This is a genomic window from Floccifex porci (genome assembly GCF_009696175.1).
GTDB classification, from domain to species: Bacteria; Bacillota_I; Bacilli_A; order Erysipelotrichales; family Erysipelotrichaceae; genus Floccifex; species Floccifex porci.
Genome location: NZ_VUMM01000001.1, coordinates 1 through 16,081 on the forward strand (window position 1 = coordinate 1; position 16,081 = coordinate 16,081).

Consider the following 16,081-nt stretch of genomic DNA (forward strand, 5'->3'; position numbering starts at 1 on the left):
TACTATAACAATCAGAGAATCACTGAAAAATTAAAAGGATTAACTCCTGTAGAATACAGAAATCAATCCTTAATTACCGTTTAGATAGTATACTTATTTTAATGTCCAAGAAATTGGGTTCACTTCAGATGGGATGGGATAGATATAATATCGCAAAAAATATACTGGAAAATGCAAGTGATGATTTTGATGTAAACGATTGTTTTGAATTGCTGAAAAAAGTATCACAACAAGTTTGTCCAACTGTTGTTTCGATGGTACTGGATGCAGATAAGGGCATTGTATACTGGTGTGAAAATCAAAAGTGGGACACAATTGAAAAAAGAATCCTCTAAAAAGAAAACTTGCTTATTGAGCAAGCAAGTTTTCTAAAGAATTTTTAATGGCTTTGATAAAGTCCTGTGAATTTAATACCGTTACATTTTCTAAAGAAGTGATCAGTGCTAAATCTTTTGTCATTTTTCCACTTTCAATTGTTTGAATGGTCGCCTGTTCTAACATTTTCGCAAATTCCTGTAAGTCCAGATTTCCATCCAGTTCACCACGTTTATTTAAAGCCCCTGTCCAGGCAAAAATGGTAGCCACTGAGTTTGTAGAAGTTTCTTCTCCTTTTAAATGTTTGTAATAATGTCTTTGAACGGTTCCATGGGCTGCTTCGTATTCATATACACCACTAGGGGAAACCAGTACAGAAGTCATCATTGCCAGAGATCCAAAAGCACTGGAAACCATATCACTCATGACATCTCCATCGTAGTTTTTACAGGCCCAGATAAATCCACCTTCGCTTTTCATTACACGAGCAACGGCATCATCGATCAATGTATAGAAATAAGTGATGTTTTCCTGTTGGAATTTTTCTTTATATTCTTTATCATACAGATCCTGAAAAATATCTTTAAAGGTATGATCGTATAATTTAGAAATGGTGTCTTTGGTTGAAAACCATAGATCCTGTTTTGTGGATAATGCATAATTAAAACAAGAACGAGCAAAAGAGGTAATCGATTCATTGGTGTTATGCATTCCCTGAATGATTCCATCTCCTTTAAATTCATGAATCAGCTTTCTTGTTTCGTTGCCATTTTCATCTGTAAAAACAAGTTCAGCTTTTCCAGCTGGAACTTTCATTTCAGTATTTTTATAGACATCTCCATAGGCATGACGAGCTAAAGTGATTGGCTTTTTCCAGTTTTTGACACAAGGTTCAATACCCTTAACAATAATTGGAGTTCTGAATACAGTACCGTCTAATGCAGCACGAATGGTACCATTTGGACTTTTCCACATTTCTTTTAAATTGTATTCTCCCATTCTGGCCTGATTGGGAGTGATAGTTGCACATTTAACCGCAACACCATATTTTTTTGTGGCATTGGCACTATCAATTGTCACCTGATCATTTGTTTCATTTCGATGAACCAGACCTAAATCATAATATTCTGTATTCAATTCAATATAAGGTTCCAGTAACTCTTCTTTGATCATTTTCCAAAGAATACGAGTCATTTCGTCTCCATCCATTTCTACTAATGGAGTGCTCATTTTAATCTTTTCCATTTAATATTCCTTCTACTTTCTTCATTTCCCCAACATATACATTGGCAGGACGAATCAGTTTACGATCGTTCTGACGACTTTCCAAATGGTGACCGATCCATCCGGATGTACGAGCGATGGCAAACAATGGGGTAAATATTTCTTTTCTAAATCCTAACATACGATACGCAAATCCACTATAGAAATCAACATTGGCACAGGCTGTAATTCCTTTTCTTTTCTTCATTGTTTTAATGGCTGCTTTTTCAAAGGCTTCAAAGAAATTAAAAGTATCCATTAAACCTTTTTCTATTGCCAGTTCTTTACATTCTTTTTTTATAATTTGAGCTCTTGGATCGCTTTTTGTATAAATGGCATGTCCGATTCCATAAATCAATCCGCTGTGATCGAATAATTCTTTATCCAGCATTTTATTGCAGACATCCATCAATACATCTTCATCACATGTTAATCCAACTTCATTGATTAAATATTCAAACTGTTCATAAACTTTTAAATTGGCACCTCCATGTTTAGGCCCTTTTAAAGATCCTAAAGAAGCTGCAATACAGGAATAAATATCTGTTCCAGTAGAAGAAATGACAACATCGGCAAAAGTGGAGTTGTTTCCACCACCGTGATCGGCATGAACAATCAGCAGTTTATCCACCAGGCTGACTTCTTTTTTCGTATATTTACGGTTTTCTCTTGCCATATAGAGGATGTTTTCCGCGAAACTTTTATCGGGTTTTGGATAAGTTTCCCAGAATGTTTTCGCATGAACATCGGTATAATAAGAGAATACGAATAAAGGCATACTGGATAAAATGTGTATTCCTTTTAACATACGATGTTCCAATGTATCATTGTCTGGATTTTCATCGTTTCCATAAAGTTTTAAAACTCCAATTTGCATGGCATTTAAAATACTGCTGGTTTTATACGTAAAATCAGTCATTGTATTGGTTGCCCTTGTCAATAATTCATAATGGAATGATTCCAATTCTTCTTTTGTTGGTAAGGCACCAAAAATCAATAAAAACGCAATTTGTTCAAACCCAAATAAGTTATCCTGATCAAAGTGACTGACTAAATCGTCTACTGAATATCCACGATATATTAATTTTCCTTCTAAATCGGCTTTTCTACCATGAATTTCTTTGTATCCGACAACTTGACTTACTTTTGTAAGTCCTACTTTAACTCCTGTCCCATTATCGTTACGTAATCCTTGTTTTACACGATAACGTGGGTACAATGAGGGCTCAATAAAGTTATCTGGCTCATGTTCTTTATAAATGTCCTGTAAATTTTTCATAACATCCTCCTTTTATTTTTCAAGTATATCACATTTCTTTCAAAAATTTTCATTTTTGTGTATAATAGATAAAAAGTTGAAAGGAATATTGTATGGAAAATTTAACTCAAAAGATTTTACGAGCTCATTTAGTCAAAGGAGAAATGATAAAAGGATCTCCTATTGAAATTAAAATGGATCAGACATTAACACAGGATGCCACTGGAACCATGGCTTATATGCAGCTGGAAGCGATGGGAGTGGATCAGGTCAAAACGGAAAAATCGATCAGTTATGTCGATCACAATACATTACAAAGTGGATATATGAATGCGGACGATCATGCGTATTTACAGTCGGTTGCTTCCAAACATGGAATCTATTTTTCAAAACCTGGGAATGGAATCTGTCATCAGGTCCATCTGGAACGATTCGCAAAACCTGGAAAAACATTGATTGGCTCCGATTCGCATACACCTACTTCTTCAGCAATGGGAATGATAGCCATTGGAGCAGGTGGCCTGGATGTCGCAAAAGCAATAAGCAATGGCAGGGATTCCTTATCGATTGACAATGCCAGAAGTGGTCAATATTAAACTGGAAGGAAAATTATCCCACGGTGTTTCGGCTAAAGATATTATTTTAGAAGTATTACGACAATTGAGTGTAAAAGGTGGAGTGGGTAAAGTATTTGAATATTCTGGTGAAGCCTTAAAAGATTTAACGGTTTATCAAAGAGCGACCATTACCAATATGGGTGCTGAATTAGGAGCAACCACTTCGATTTTCCCAAGCGATGAAGTAACACATGAATTTTTAAAACAGCAGGGAAGAGAAGAAGATTATATTTGTTTAGGTGCAGATGAAGGATGTCAATACGATGATACCCTGGTAATTGACTGTTCGACATTAAAACCTATGGCAGCTTGTCCAAATTCACCAGATGCAGTGGTGACCATTGAATCTTTACAAGGAAAAAAAGTAGATCAGGTAGCCATTGGTTCCTGTACAAATTCCGGATACGAAGATTTGATGAAAGCTGCAAAAATTCTGGAAGGAAAGAAAATTGCCGACCATGTCAGTCTGGTGGTTTCTCCAGGTTCTCGACAGGTATTAATGAAACTGATGGAAAATGGAACTTTAAAAACATTTGTTCAGGCAGGTGCCCGTATTCTGGAATGTACTTGTGGACCTTGTATTGGTATGGGACAGTCACCAAAAAGCGATGGTGTATCATTAAGAACGTTTAATCGTAATTTCTATGGACGATCTGGAACATTGAGTGCGGGAGTCTATCTGGTTTCTCCAGAAACTGCAGCAGCCAGTGCGGTAGCTGGTGTTTTCTGTGATCCAAGTACAATTGAGTATGAAGATACATTTGACCAAAGTCCTTATTATGTAGATGATTCAATGATCATTGCTCCAAGTTCTCATCCAGAAGATGTTGAAATTATTCGTGGACCAAATATCAAACCATTACCGGTAAACGATGAAATGAGCGATGTCATTGATAAAAAAGTAGTCATCAAACTGGAAGACAATATCACAACCGATCACATTGCACCTGCAGGAGCCCGTGTATTGCCATATCGTTCCAATATTGAAAAATTGTCGGAATTTGTCTTTGAAAACAACATTGAACATTTTGATCAGATCTGTAAAAAGAACAATGGAGGTATCATTGTAGCAGGTCACAACTATGGACAAGGTTCTTCTCGTGAACACGCTGCCTTGGCTCCTATGTATTTAGGAATCAAAGCGGTCATTGCCAAAAGCTTTGCGCGTATACATAAAGCCAATTTAGTAAACTTTGGAATCATTCCTTGTGAATTTGAAAATGTCCAGGATTATGACAATATTGATTTTATGGATGAACTGGTTATAGAAAATACATACAATTTATCCAAAGATCCAGTATTGGTCGTTCAAAATAAAACAAAAGGCACTTCTTTTAAAGTCAAAACCACTCTTTCAAAAGAAGATGTAGAAATATTAAAAGCAGGAGGAGCGTTAAATTATATACGCAATCAACAATAATATGATTCATAGTGTGGGATTAATTGGTCGAGGTGCCATAGGTGTTTTGTATGGAAAATTAATGGAGCGATTTCTGTCCAAAGAGGATCTTGTTTATATTGTAGATGAAAAAAGAAAACAGTATTATTTGGATAATCCTTTAATTTGTAATGGTAAACAAACTGATTTTCATTATGTAAGTACAATCGATGAATTTAAAAAAGTGGATCTGATCTTCATTTCCACAAAATATTCTGGTTTAAAAGATGCGATTAAATTGATGAAACCATTCTTGAAAGAAGATACCATAATCGTATCCTGTTTAAATGGAATTTCTTCGGAAACAATTTTAAGAGAACAGTTTCCTGAACATAAAGTCATTCGTACAATTGTACAGGGCATGGATTCTACTTATTTAAATAATGAAGTGACTTTTACCGTTTTAGGAGAATTATTGTTTGGTGAAGAATTTGTCCAGGAAAAACAAGCTTGTGATCTACTGGAAGAATTTTATCAAAGAGTGCAGATTCCTTATCGAAGATGTGAAGATATAGTCTTTGATCAATGGAATAAACTGATGTTTAATTGTGGAATCAATCAGACATGTGCGGCTTACTATTCTACTTATGGTGGATGTAAAGTGGATGGAGTCTTAAGAGATATTTTTATACAGGCTATGAAAGAAGTCAAAGAAGTGGCCAATGCGTATGGTATTTCCTTAAGCAATGAAAATATTGAAAACTGGAAGGTTGTATTGTCTCAATTAACAGATGAAGGTATGCCAAGTATGAGACAGGATATTATCAGTCATAGAAAAACAGAAAAAGAATTGTTTTCTGGAACCATTCTTCCACTGGCAAAACAGAAAGGAATTTCCTGTAAAACTTTACAGAATCTATATGATTCCATCACAAAAATTGAAAATCAATTTTAATACAGTCTAAGGACTGTATTTTTATTAATAAATAGAAAAATATGACTTCGATAAAAATGTAAGCGCTTGAAAAATATTCGTGAAAACTTAATGAAAAATAGTTTGATTTTAGTATATAAAAACAATATAATTTGTAGGAAATGTGATTTATATCACATGATATGGAAGTTCTTTATGAAAGTGAGGAAGAAGAAATGAGTGCGATTGATTTAACTAAATATGGTATTTCTGGTACAACTGAAATTGTGTACAATCCTTCTTATGAACAATTGTTTGAAGATGAAACAAGAAAAGATTTAGAAGGATATGAAAAAGGTGTAAATACAGAATTAGATGCAGTCAATGTAATGACTGGTATTTATACTGGACGTTCTCCTAAAGACAAATATATCGTAATGGATGAAAATTCAAAAGATACTGTCTGGTGGACAAGTGAAGATTACAAAAATGACAATCATCCAATGTCTGAAGAAACTTGGAAAACAGTAAAAGAAATTGCGGTTAATGAATTATGCAACAAAAAATTGTATGTTGTTGATGCATTCTGTGGAGCCAATAAAGATACTCGTATGGCAATCCGTTTCATTATGGAAGTTGCTTGGCAGGCACACTTTGTTAAGAATATGTTCATTCAGCCTACAGAAGAAGAATTAAAGAATTTTGAACCTACATTCGTAATCTACAATGCTTCAAAAGCTAAAGTTGAAAACTATAAAGAATTAGGATTAAATTCAGAAACTTGTGTAGCCTTCAACATCACAAGCCATGAACAGGTTATCATCAATACATGGTATGGTGGAGAAATGAAAAAAGGTATGTTCTCAATGATGAACTACTATCTGCCATTACAGGGAATTGCTTCTATGCACTGTTCTGCCAATACAGATAAAAATGGTGAAAATACTGCTATCTTCTTTGGATTGTCTGGAACTGGAAAAACAACTTTATCTACAGATCCAAAACGTTTATTAATTGGTGATGACGAACATGGATGGGATGATAACGGAGTCTTCAACTTTGAAGGTGGATGTTATGCAAAAGTTATCAACCTGGATAAAGAATCTGAACCAGATATCTACAATGCGATTCGTCGTGATGCATTATTAGAAAACGTAACAGTAGATGAAAATGGTAAAATTGATTTTGCGGATAAAACTGTAACGGAAAATACACGTGTATCTTATCCAATTGATCACATTGAAAATATTGCTTCAAAAGTAAATGGTGTATCCAGTGGACCAGCTGCTAAAAACGTAATTTTCTTATCAGCTGATGCATTTGGTGTATTACCTCCAGTTTCTGTATTAACTCCAGAACAGACACAATATTATTTCTTATCTGGATTTACAGCTAAATTAGCAGGTACAGAACGTGGAATTACAGAACCTACTCCAACATTCTCTGCATGTTTTGGACAGGCATTCCTTGAATTGCATCCAACAAAATATGCTGAAGAACTGGTTAAGAAAATGGAAAAGAGTGGAGCGAAAGCTTACCTGGTAAATACAGGATGGAACGGAACAGGAAAACGTATTTCCATTAAAGACACTCGTGGAATCATTGATGCGATTTTAAATGGAGACATTCAAAATGCTCCTACAAAAACAATTCCATATTTCAACTTTGAAGTACCAACAGAATTACCTGGTGTAGATTCAAATATTTTAGATCCTCGTGATACATACCAGGATGTTTCTCAATGGGAAGAAAAAGCAAAAGACTTGGCTAGCCGCTTTAATAAAAACTTTGTTAAATATACAACAAATGAAGCAGGTAAAGCATTGGTTAAAGCTGGACCTCAACTTTAATAGAAAAAAACGAAGATTGATTTCTTCGTTTTTTTTATGTTTTAATTAAGTATATGAAAAGGGGAAGATTATGAGATTGTTTCACGTTTCAGATTTACATTTAGGAATTCGTTTAATGAATTATGATTTAACAGAAGAACAGAATTATATACTGAATCAGATTGTACAGTATATAAAACAATATCAGCCAGATGTTTTAATTATTGCAGGAGATGTATTTGATCGATCTACACCTTCTGCAAATGCTTTAAGACAATACAATCAATGGTTATCGGATATTTATGAGGCAAAAGAAGATATACAAATGATGGTCATTGCGGGAAATCACGATAATTCTTCTTATATGGATCAATATAAAAATTTATTATCAAAAGAAAAATTCTATACTGCAGGTACTTTACCTATTCAAAAAATAAAATGTGAAGATAAATATGGAGACATTCTATTTTATTTAATGCCATTTGTAAGACCCAGTCATGTCAAACAGTATTTGAATATCGATATGGACCAGTCTTTAAGTTATGATAAAGCCATTCATTTATTATTAGAAAAAGAAACAATTGATCTGAATCAGCGAAATGTTCTTGTATCGCATCAATTTTATTTGCCAGAAGAAGCTTCCTTACAGGATATAGAACGAAGTGATAGCGAAATTCAAACGGTAGGAAATATTGATGTCATTTACAGTTCGGCTTTGAAACCATTTGATTATGCAGCTTTAGGACACATTCATAAACCGATGACGGTAAAACAGAATATCTTTCGCTATGCTGGCAGTCCGATGGCTTATTCAATCAGTGAACAAAACCAGAACAAACAAATATTAATGGTAGATTTACTGGAAAAAGGAAATACAAAAATCACATCCTTACCTTTACATATGAAACATCCAGTTCGTACCATTCAGGGATATTATCAGAACATCATTCAACAATCCAGTCAGGATTATGTACGTATTGAACTGCTGGATCAGCAGGATTTAAATGCAGTGGATCTGCAGGAACAGATTCGTTTTCATTATCCGCATGTATTGGAGATCCTCTTTAAAAACAGGAAATGGGTGGATATGGATATGGAAATCGACAACGAGAAAATTATGGAACCCATGGAACTGATCCTTGAGTTTTTATCCGATTATGATGAAGAAGATGAAAAAATATTAAAAGATATTTTAAATGAAGAAAGAGGATTGTTATGAAGCCTATTTATTTAAAAATGAATTCTTTTGGTTCCTTTGTAGATCAGGAAATCGATTTTAGTCGATTAAAGGAAAACTTATTCCTTATATGTGGCGATACAGGAAGTGGTAAATCAACCATATTTGATGCCATTGTCTTTGCATTATATGGACAGGCAGGGTCTCAATATCGATCAAAATATAATTTTCAAAGTGAATTTGCACCACTGGATCTGGTACCGATGGTAAAGTTTGTATTTGAAATTCAACATCAGACATATACAATTGTACGAAAACCAAAACATAAACGATTAAAAAAACGTAAATCCAGTAAAGAACCATATACTTTTGTGAATGAAACGGTTGAATTATTTTTAGAAAATGGAACGGTACTGAATCAGAAAGAAGCGGATATTGAAATTGAAAAGATTGTAGGTCTGACAAAATCTCAATTTATGCAGATTGCCATGATTGCACAAGGAGAGTTCAGAGAGCTTTTAAAATCAGACAGTGATAAGAAAAGAGAAATGTTTCGAAAATTGTTTCATACCGAAAAATACAATACTATAATTGAAATTTTAAAAGAAAAATTAACAGCTTTAAATCATCAGTTAAATGAAATGAAAATGTTTGTCACTTTACAGGTATCACAAATTCAGGGAATGGATTCGAGCCAATATTTTGAAGCTGTAAAAAATGGACAATTATCTTTTCTGGAATCGTTTTTAAATGAACTTGAATTAAAATTTGAAAAACAGAAAGAAGAATATGAAGTATCGGTTTTTCATTTAGAAAAAATTTTAAAACAGAAAGAAGAAATAAATACAAAATATATAAAAGCCAATACTCTATTTGAATCGTTTCAAAAGTTAGAAAAATCCAAAGAGGAATACAGTCAGTTAATGAATCAGAAAATGGATATGGATCAGCTGGCTGAAAAAATTCAGAAACTATCTTTCTGTTTTGAGATTCAAAGAGAATACGACTGGCTGATCAGATATCAAAAAGATTTAGAAAAAATTCAGATGGATATCCAAAAAGAAGAAAAGAATCTTCCTGTTTTAGAACAGAATTGGAAATATTTAAAAACTGAAAAAGATAAAATTCAACTGGAATATGAACATAATTTGAAGGTCTATAGTTCTTTTGAACAGAAAAGTTTTAGAATATTAGAAGCATTTGATCATTTAAAAGAATTATATGAAACCATTTCTAAAAAAGAAGAAGATTTAAAAAAGAAAAAGGAACAATTCAGACTTCTTGAAAGATCCTGTCAGAAACTGGTTCAGGAACTTGAATATCATGAAAAAATAAAAGAAAAATATAAAGATTCACTGGAAAGATACAATGAAAGAAAAGAAAAAATCAATGAAATTCTTGTGATAGAAGACAAAATTAAAGGTTGTCTGTCTTTGGAAGAAGAATACAATCAGAAAGAAAAAGAAATATTGAATTATGAAAAGGAAGTTCAGAATTTAAATCGGATCTATCAGAATTCAAAAGAAAAAGCGGATGCGTCTTTTCAGCTTTATATAGCTTCTCAGGCCGGTATTCTGGCAAAGCATTTAAAGGAGAATGAACCTTGTCCAGTTTGTGGTTCTTTCCATCATCCAAAATTGTGTTCTTTACCGGAACAATGGATTTCTAAAGAAAAAATGGATGAAGACAATCAGAAATGTGAACAGCTTAAATCCGAATTATTGAAAAAGGCAGCTTCTTTAAAGGCTTATAAAGAAAATTTAAATGAATTGAATCAAAAGATCCAAATAAAATGGAATGAATGCTTTGAAAAGGTACAAATCTATAAAAAAGAAGAAATCCAGTCTTATATTTCAGATACCAGGAAACAGCTGGAAAAGGAAATGGATATAAAAAAGAAAGAATACCAGCAGTATTTGTCTTCGGATCAGAAATGGAATCAATTATTAAAGAAAAAAGAAGAGGAACAGACAATAAAACAAAATATATCAAATGTTCTTATTTCTTTACGGGAACAGATTCAGTCATTAAATCAGAATGTTCTTTCTATTCAAAAAGAAATTAAACCGTATCAATCAAAAGAAGAATTGATTCTAGAAATAAAAGAGAAAAAAGATATATTGGTCAAAAAAGAAAAAGAATATCAGAATATACAGAATCAACTGATGAATTTGCAGAAAGAAAAGATACAGTGTGAGTCTGTTTTAAAGGAAAACCAGAAGAAAGCGATTGATTTAGAATGGGATATGAAAAAGCAGAAAGAAGTAGTCCATTCTAAATTTGAACAATATAAGATTAAAAAAGAAGATTATCTTAAGTATTTGAAAGAAAATACTAAAGAACAATATGAAATAGATAAAAAAGAGTGGGAAGCATACAATTCAAAACTTCATTCTTTAGAAACTTTGATTCAATCTTTATCTTATCTGGAAAAAGAAGAAAAGCCAGATATTCAAAAATTAAAGGTAGAATTGGATCGAATTTTTAAGGAAGCAGAAAATCAGATTCAAATTCATCATGAAATGGAAAGAATCGTAAAACAGAATGAAAATGTATTCTATCAACTGAAAGAAAATCATCAGAAACGTAATGAAGTAATTTCTTTACAGATGCGCTATGAAAAACTGTATCGAAAATTGTCGGGTACTATGTCTAAGGATGCGAAGATGGATATTGAAACATTTGTACAGCGATATTATCTAAAACAGATCCTGGTAAAAGCCAATCGTCGTTTTGAGAAATTAAGTGCGTATCAGTTTCATCTGGTTTTAAAAGATTTGGATGATTTTGGAAAAGTAAGAAATGAAGGATTGGATCTGATGGTGCATTCTTTGATTACCAATCAGTATCGGGATGTTTCTTCACTATCTGGAGGAGAATCGTTTATGGCTGCCTTGTCTCTGGCTTTAGGAATGGCCGATCAGATTCAGGAAACTCAGGGAGCTCTGCATTTAAATATGATGTTTATTGATGAAGGATTTGGTTCATTGGATCAGGTTTCTTTACAGCAGGCGATTCGAATCTTAAAAGAAATGGCAACTGAAGAAAAATGTATTGGTATTATCAGTCATGTCAGTGAATTGAAAGGGCAGATCGAACAGCAGCTGGTTGTTTCTAAAAATGAAAAAGGAAGTAGAGCAAAATGGCATTTTGATTAAAAATGTAAGCGATATCATGATATAATGTTTATCAGAAAGAAGGTGTTTTAGATGCGATATGCGTCTTTATTTGAACCAATTCAAATTGGGAAGACGGTGGTTAAGAACCGAATATTTATGCCACCGGTATCAACCAATTTATGTGCGAAAAATCATTATATCAGTGATGCTTTGATTGAACATTATGCTTCTCGAGCTAAAGGAGGAGTGGGACTGATCATTACCGAGGTAACGACTATAGAACCTGTCTATACGTATTTACCAGGTGATATTTCCATTTGTGATGACAGTTATATTGAGGGATGGAAAAAATTAAGCGATGCCATCCATCAGTATGGAGCAAAAATAATGCCTCAACTGTTTCATCCGGCTTTTATGGCCTTTCCTTTGCCAGGAACACCACAGCTAGTGGCTCCCAGTAATGTAGGACCTTATTATGCCAAAAGTGCACCAAGAGCATTAAGTATTGAAGAAATCCATACACTGGTAAAACAGTTTGGCCAGGCGGCCAGACGTGCCCAGATTGCCGGATGTGATGGGGTTGAAGTTCATGCGGCTCATGCGCATGGTTTATTGGGAGGATTTTTAACGCCTTTATACAATAAAAGATGCGATGAGTATGGAGGTGATATTAATGGTCGATTAAAAATCACATTAGAAGTTATTGAAGAAATTCGTAGACAATGTGGAGATGATTTTATCATTGATGTACGTATTTCCGGAGATGAATACAGTGATGGTGGTTTAAATATTAATGATATGATCTATGTCTGTAAACAGCTGGAAAAAGCAGGTGTTGATTTTATTCACTGTTCAGGTGGAAATACAATCAAAAGAGGATCCAGTATGCCAGCTCCAGGAACAAAACAGGGCTCTCATTGTTTACTGAGTGAAGAATTGAAGAAATATATACATATTCCTGTATCGACAGTAGGAAGAATTAATGAACCATGGATTGCCAATGAACTGATTGAAAATGGCAAAGCCGATATATGTATGATGGGACGTGCCAATTTATGTGACAGTGAATTTGCCAATAAAGCCATGAACAATCGGGAAGATGAAATTCGTCCATGTATTGGCTGTGGTCGCTGTTTAACAGGCGTCATGTTTGGAAAACCGGTTGGCTGCACAGTCAATCCTTCGGTAGAATCCAATGTGATCGAAAAAGCAGAAGAAAAGAAAAAAGTACTTGTGATTGGTGGAGGTCCAGCTGGAATGGAGGCAGCTTATGTTGCCAGTCAAAGAGGACATGAAGTGATTCTTTGTGAAAAAGAAAGTGAATTAGGAGGACTTCTTCGTTTAGCTTGTGTACCAATCGCAAAACAGGATCTATCCAAAGTCATTAAATTCATGATCACAAGATTAAAGAAGACAGATGTAGACATTCGTCTGAATTGTGAAATCACTAGTGAAATGCTGGAAAATGAATTTAAAGATTATATTGTATTGGGAACAACGGGGGCTAAACCAAGAATTATAGATGCCTTTACTTCCTTTAAATCCACAATGACAGCCGATGATATTTTGGCAGGTCGTAAAGTCACTGGAAGAAATGTTGTGATCATAGGTGGAGGAAGTGTAGGTTGTGAAACAGCCGATTATCTGGCTCCGCTGGTAAATGACTTATTCCCGGCAAATCGCAATGTCACAATACTGGAAATGACAAATGCTCTGATGACGGGTGAAGGTGGAGCTGCCAAAAGTGTTTTGACACGTCGATTGATGGAAAAAGGAGTTCGTATTGAATTCAATGCGAAAGTAGAACGTGTTGATTCCGATCACATTTATTATTCTCAGAATGGAAAAGAACATGTGATAAGTGATGCGGATACATTGGTATTTGCTACAGGATATGTTCCAGTTCCAATTCAAAACGATCGCATTGTACAAATTGGAGATTGTGATTCAGTAGGAAATTTAAAAGATGCGATCTCATCTGCCTATCAGGCAACAATACATTTATAAAAGGAGAAAATATGTCAAAAGAATCTGTATTATTACAACCATTAAAAGTGGGTAAAATGATTTTAAAAAATCGTATTATGTTTCCACCTCTAACAACAGGTTATGAAGAAAGAGATGGTTCCATTGGACCAAGAAGTTTTGAATTCTATAAACGCCTGGCAAAAGGTGGGGCTGCTTATGTTGTCATTGGTGATGTGGCTCCTGTCAATACCGCCAGTCCAACTCCAAAGCTGTATGATGAAAGACAGATTCCTACATTTAAAAAATTAGCTGATGCGCTTCATGATTACGATTGTAAACTGGCATTACAGTTATTCCATCCAGAATATGATGTTCCAGGTGTTGGAAAAATGATCATGCAGGCAAGACAGGCAGGAATGCTGGCTCAAAAAGCTAAACAGGAAGGCAATATGGAACTGTTTGCCCAGAAGATGGAAGAAAGTCAGAGAGTCACAAAAGAAGCGTACGCAAAACTTCATCATGACATGAAATTTTTTGTGAGCGAATGTTCGCATGAACAGCTTAATGAAATAAAAGAAGCCATTGCACGCAGTGCAAAAATGGCTCAGCTTGCAGGAGTGGATGCCATTGAAGTGCATGGAGACCGTTTACTGGGGTCTTTATGTTCAACGATTTTAAATCATAGAAAGGATGAATATGGAGGAAGCTTAGAAAATCGTACTCGATATGCATTAGAAGTTGTTCAGGCAATCAAAGAAGCAGCTCCAGATTTGACCATTGAATATAAACTTCCAATCATCACTATAAATCCAGATGGATCGTATCGTGGAAAAGGTGGTTTACTGGAAGAAGAAGCCTATATTTTTGCACAAATGTTGGAAAAAGCCGGTGTGGAAATGATTCAGGTAGCCCAGGCAAATCATACTGGAAATATGGGAGATACAATACCTCCTATGGGTTCTGTACCATACAACTGGACTTTACCAGTGGCAAAAAAAGTAAAACAGCTGGTATCCATTCCGGTTGCGACTGTAGGTCGTGTGGTATCTGTTGAAGCAGGAGAAAAAATTGTTTCAGATGGACAGGCAGATATTGTTGGATATGGACGTTCTTTATTAACTGATCCAGATATAGCTATAAAAATTGAAAAAGATGAACCAGTACGCGAATGTCTGAACTGCAACAAAGGATGTGTAGATGCCATCCAGAATCGTAAATACATTTCATGTGTTCTAAATGCTGAAAATGGGGATGAAGCCACAATTTACATTAAACCAAATGATACAAGTAAAAATATTGCCGTTGTAGGTGGAGGAATTGCTGGATGTGAAGCAGCAAGAGTTCTGGCAAAACGAAATCATAAGGTCACATTGTTTGAAGCCACTTCTAAATTAGGTGGCCAGATCAATCTGGCAAGCATTCCACCTAGAAAAATGGAAATTCTTCGTTCAATAAAATATTTTGAAAAAATTCTACCTTCTTTAAATGTGAACATTCAATATAATACAAAACCAGATTCAGATACTTTAAATCAGTATGATGAAGTCATTGTTGCTATTGGTGCTTCCAACTTTATGCTTCCTTTATCCGGAAATACAGATTATGTTGTATCCAGCTGGGATGTACTGGAAGGAAATGTGGAAGTAAAAGGTAAAGTGGCTGTAATTGGTGGTGGACTGGTTGGAACAGAAACCGCTGAATATCTGGCCGAAAAAGGATGCGAAGTATCCATTATTGAAATGACCGATAAAATTGCAGCACAGGAATCCGGAACGATATTACCTCTGATCCAGGAAGACTTTAAGAAATATAACGTTAAAGAATATGTAAGTACGAAAGTTTGTGGATTATCCGAAGATGGAAAAACAATTTACGCAAACAATCCAGATCCTGTTGAAATTCAGGCCGATGCCATTGTAATGGCGGTAGGTTCGAAAAAACTATTATTTGATGAAACAGGAATCAATGTTCCGGTTCATTATGTAGGAGACTGTTCAAACAAACAGACTGCGGATATTGCCAGTGCCATTCGTAGTGCTTACCATTGTGCAAATGAAATCTAATCAAAGAATGATCCATAGTGATCATTCTTTTTTGTCAGATTTACCAAAATTTAAACCAATCAGGACAGTATGCTTTTATAATTTCTTTTTTGTTTTATAATGTAGACAAGAAAAGAACTAAAGCCATTAGTTCTTGTATCAGTAGAACTCTCTGAAACAAAAAATAAAAACTGATACAAAA

At 34.5% G+C, this 16,081-nt stretch carries 10 protein-coding genes and 1 pseudogene; 9 read left to right on the forward strand and 2 right to left on the reverse strand.

Annotated elements, in window-relative coordinates:
- Together FYJ50_RS10845 and FYJ50_RS00010 are read left to right on the forward strand one after the other, a co-directional pair.
- On the forward strand, positions 1-84 hold an 84-nt coding region (locus tag FYJ50_RS10845; protein WP_154459219.1), incomplete at its 5' end, for an IS3 family transposase.
- A 17-nt stretch (positions 85-101) separates the two neighbouring features.
- A complete protein-coding gene (locus FYJ50_RS00010; RefSeq protein ID WP_154458986.1) occupies positions 102-335 on the forward strand; it encodes a hypothetical protein in 234 nt (77 codons plus the stop codon).
- 13 nt (positions 336-348) lie between these two features.
- Here FYJ50_RS00010 and FYJ50_RS00015 read toward each other — a convergent pair whose 3' ends face one another.
- Positions 349-1,560, reverse strand: coding sequence for an NADP-dependent isocitrate dehydrogenase (locus FYJ50_RS00015; protein ID WP_154458987.1), 1,212 nt, complete (start codon positions 1,558-1,560; stop codon positions 349-351).
- A complete protein-coding gene (locus FYJ50_RS00020; protein WP_154458988.1) occupies positions 1,547-2,857 on the reverse strand; it encodes a citrate synthase in 1,311 nt (436 codons plus the stop codon). Before FYJ50_RS00020 ends, FYJ50_RS00015 begins: the two co-directional genes overlap by 14 nt.
- Before the next feature lie 92 nt (positions 2,858-2,949).
- Here FYJ50_RS00020 and FYJ50_RS00025 point away from each other — a divergent pair.
- From FYJ50_RS00025 to bilR, 7 genes and pseudogenes are all read left to right on the forward strand, one after another.
- Positions 2,950-4,873: pseudogene (locus FYJ50_RS00025) on the forward strand (aconitate hydratase).
- A gap of 1 nt (position 4,874) precedes the next feature.
- Complete coding sequence (locus tag FYJ50_RS00030; protein ID WP_154458989.1) at positions 4,875-5,786, forward strand: ketopantoate reductase family protein; 912 nt, start codon at positions 4,875-4,877, stop codon at positions 5,784-5,786.
- A gap of 194 nt (positions 5,787-5,980) precedes the next feature.
- On the forward strand, positions 5,981-7,594 hold the full coding sequence (gene pckA, locus FYJ50_RS00035; RefSeq protein WP_154458990.1) for a phosphoenolpyruvate carboxykinase (ATP): 1,614 nt from the start codon (positions 5,981-5,983) through the stop codon (positions 7,592-7,594).
- A gap of 70 nt (positions 7,595-7,664) precedes the next feature.
- Entirely contained in the window at positions 7,665-8,792 is a 1,128-nt protein-coding gene (locus tag FYJ50_RS00040) for an exonuclease SbcCD subunit D (RefSeq protein WP_154458991.1), read from the forward strand.
- Positions 8,789-11,908: an AAA family ATPase gene (locus FYJ50_RS00045; RefSeq protein ID WP_154458992.1), complete on the forward strand. Its 3,120-nt coding sequence runs from the start codon at positions 8,789-8,791 to the stop codon at positions 11,906-11,908. The genes FYJ50_RS00040 and FYJ50_RS00045 overlap by 4 nt, the downstream gene beginning before the upstream one ends.
- A 51-nt stretch (positions 11,909-11,959) precedes the next feature.
- Positions 11,960-13,876, forward strand: a complete 1,917-nt coding sequence (locus FYJ50_RS00050) for an NAD(P)/FAD-dependent oxidoreductase (protein ID WP_154458993.1) — start codon at positions 11,960-11,962, stop codon at positions 13,874-13,876.
- 11 nt (positions 13,877-13,887) lie between these two features.
- A complete protein-coding gene (gene bilR / locus FYJ50_RS00055) occupies positions 13,888-15,900 on the forward strand; it encodes a bilirubin reductase, long form (RefSeq protein ID WP_154458994.1) in 2,013 nt (670 codons plus the stop codon).
- Positions 15,901-16,081 lie beyond the last annotated feature (181 nt).

Coding starts and splice junctions, on each gene's coding strand:
- FYJ50_RS00010 (WP_154458986.1), top strand. CDS start 102: ATGTCCAAGAAATTGGGTTCACTTCAGATGGGATGGGATAGATATAAT.
- FYJ50_RS00015 (WP_154458987.1), bottom strand. CDS start 1,560: ATGGAAAAGATTAAAATGAGCACTCCATTAGTAGAAATGGATGGAGAC.
- FYJ50_RS00020 (WP_154458988.1), bottom strand. CDS start 2,857: ATGAAAAATTTACAGGACATTTATAAAGAACATGAGCCAGATAACTTT.
- FYJ50_RS00030 (WP_154458989.1), top strand. CDS start 4,875: ATGATTCATAGTGTGGGATTAATTGGTCGAGGTGCCATAGGTGTTTTG.
- pckA (WP_154458990.1), top strand. CDS start 5,981: ATGAGTGCGATTGATTTAACTAAATATGGTATTTCTGGTACAACTGAA.
- FYJ50_RS00040 (WP_154458991.1), top strand. CDS start 7,665: ATGAGATTGTTTCACGTTTCAGATTTACATTTAGGAATTCGTTTAATG.
- FYJ50_RS00045 (WP_154458992.1), top strand. CDS start 8,789: ATGAAGCCTATTTATTTAAAAATGAATTCTTTTGGTTCCTTTGTAGAT.
- FYJ50_RS00050 (WP_154458993.1), top strand. CDS start 11,960: ATGCGATATGCGTCTTTATTTGAACCAATTCAAATTGGGAAGACGGTG.
- bilR (WP_154458994.1), top strand. CDS start 13,888: ATGTCAAAAGAATCTGTATTATTACAACCATTAAAAGTGGGTAAAATG.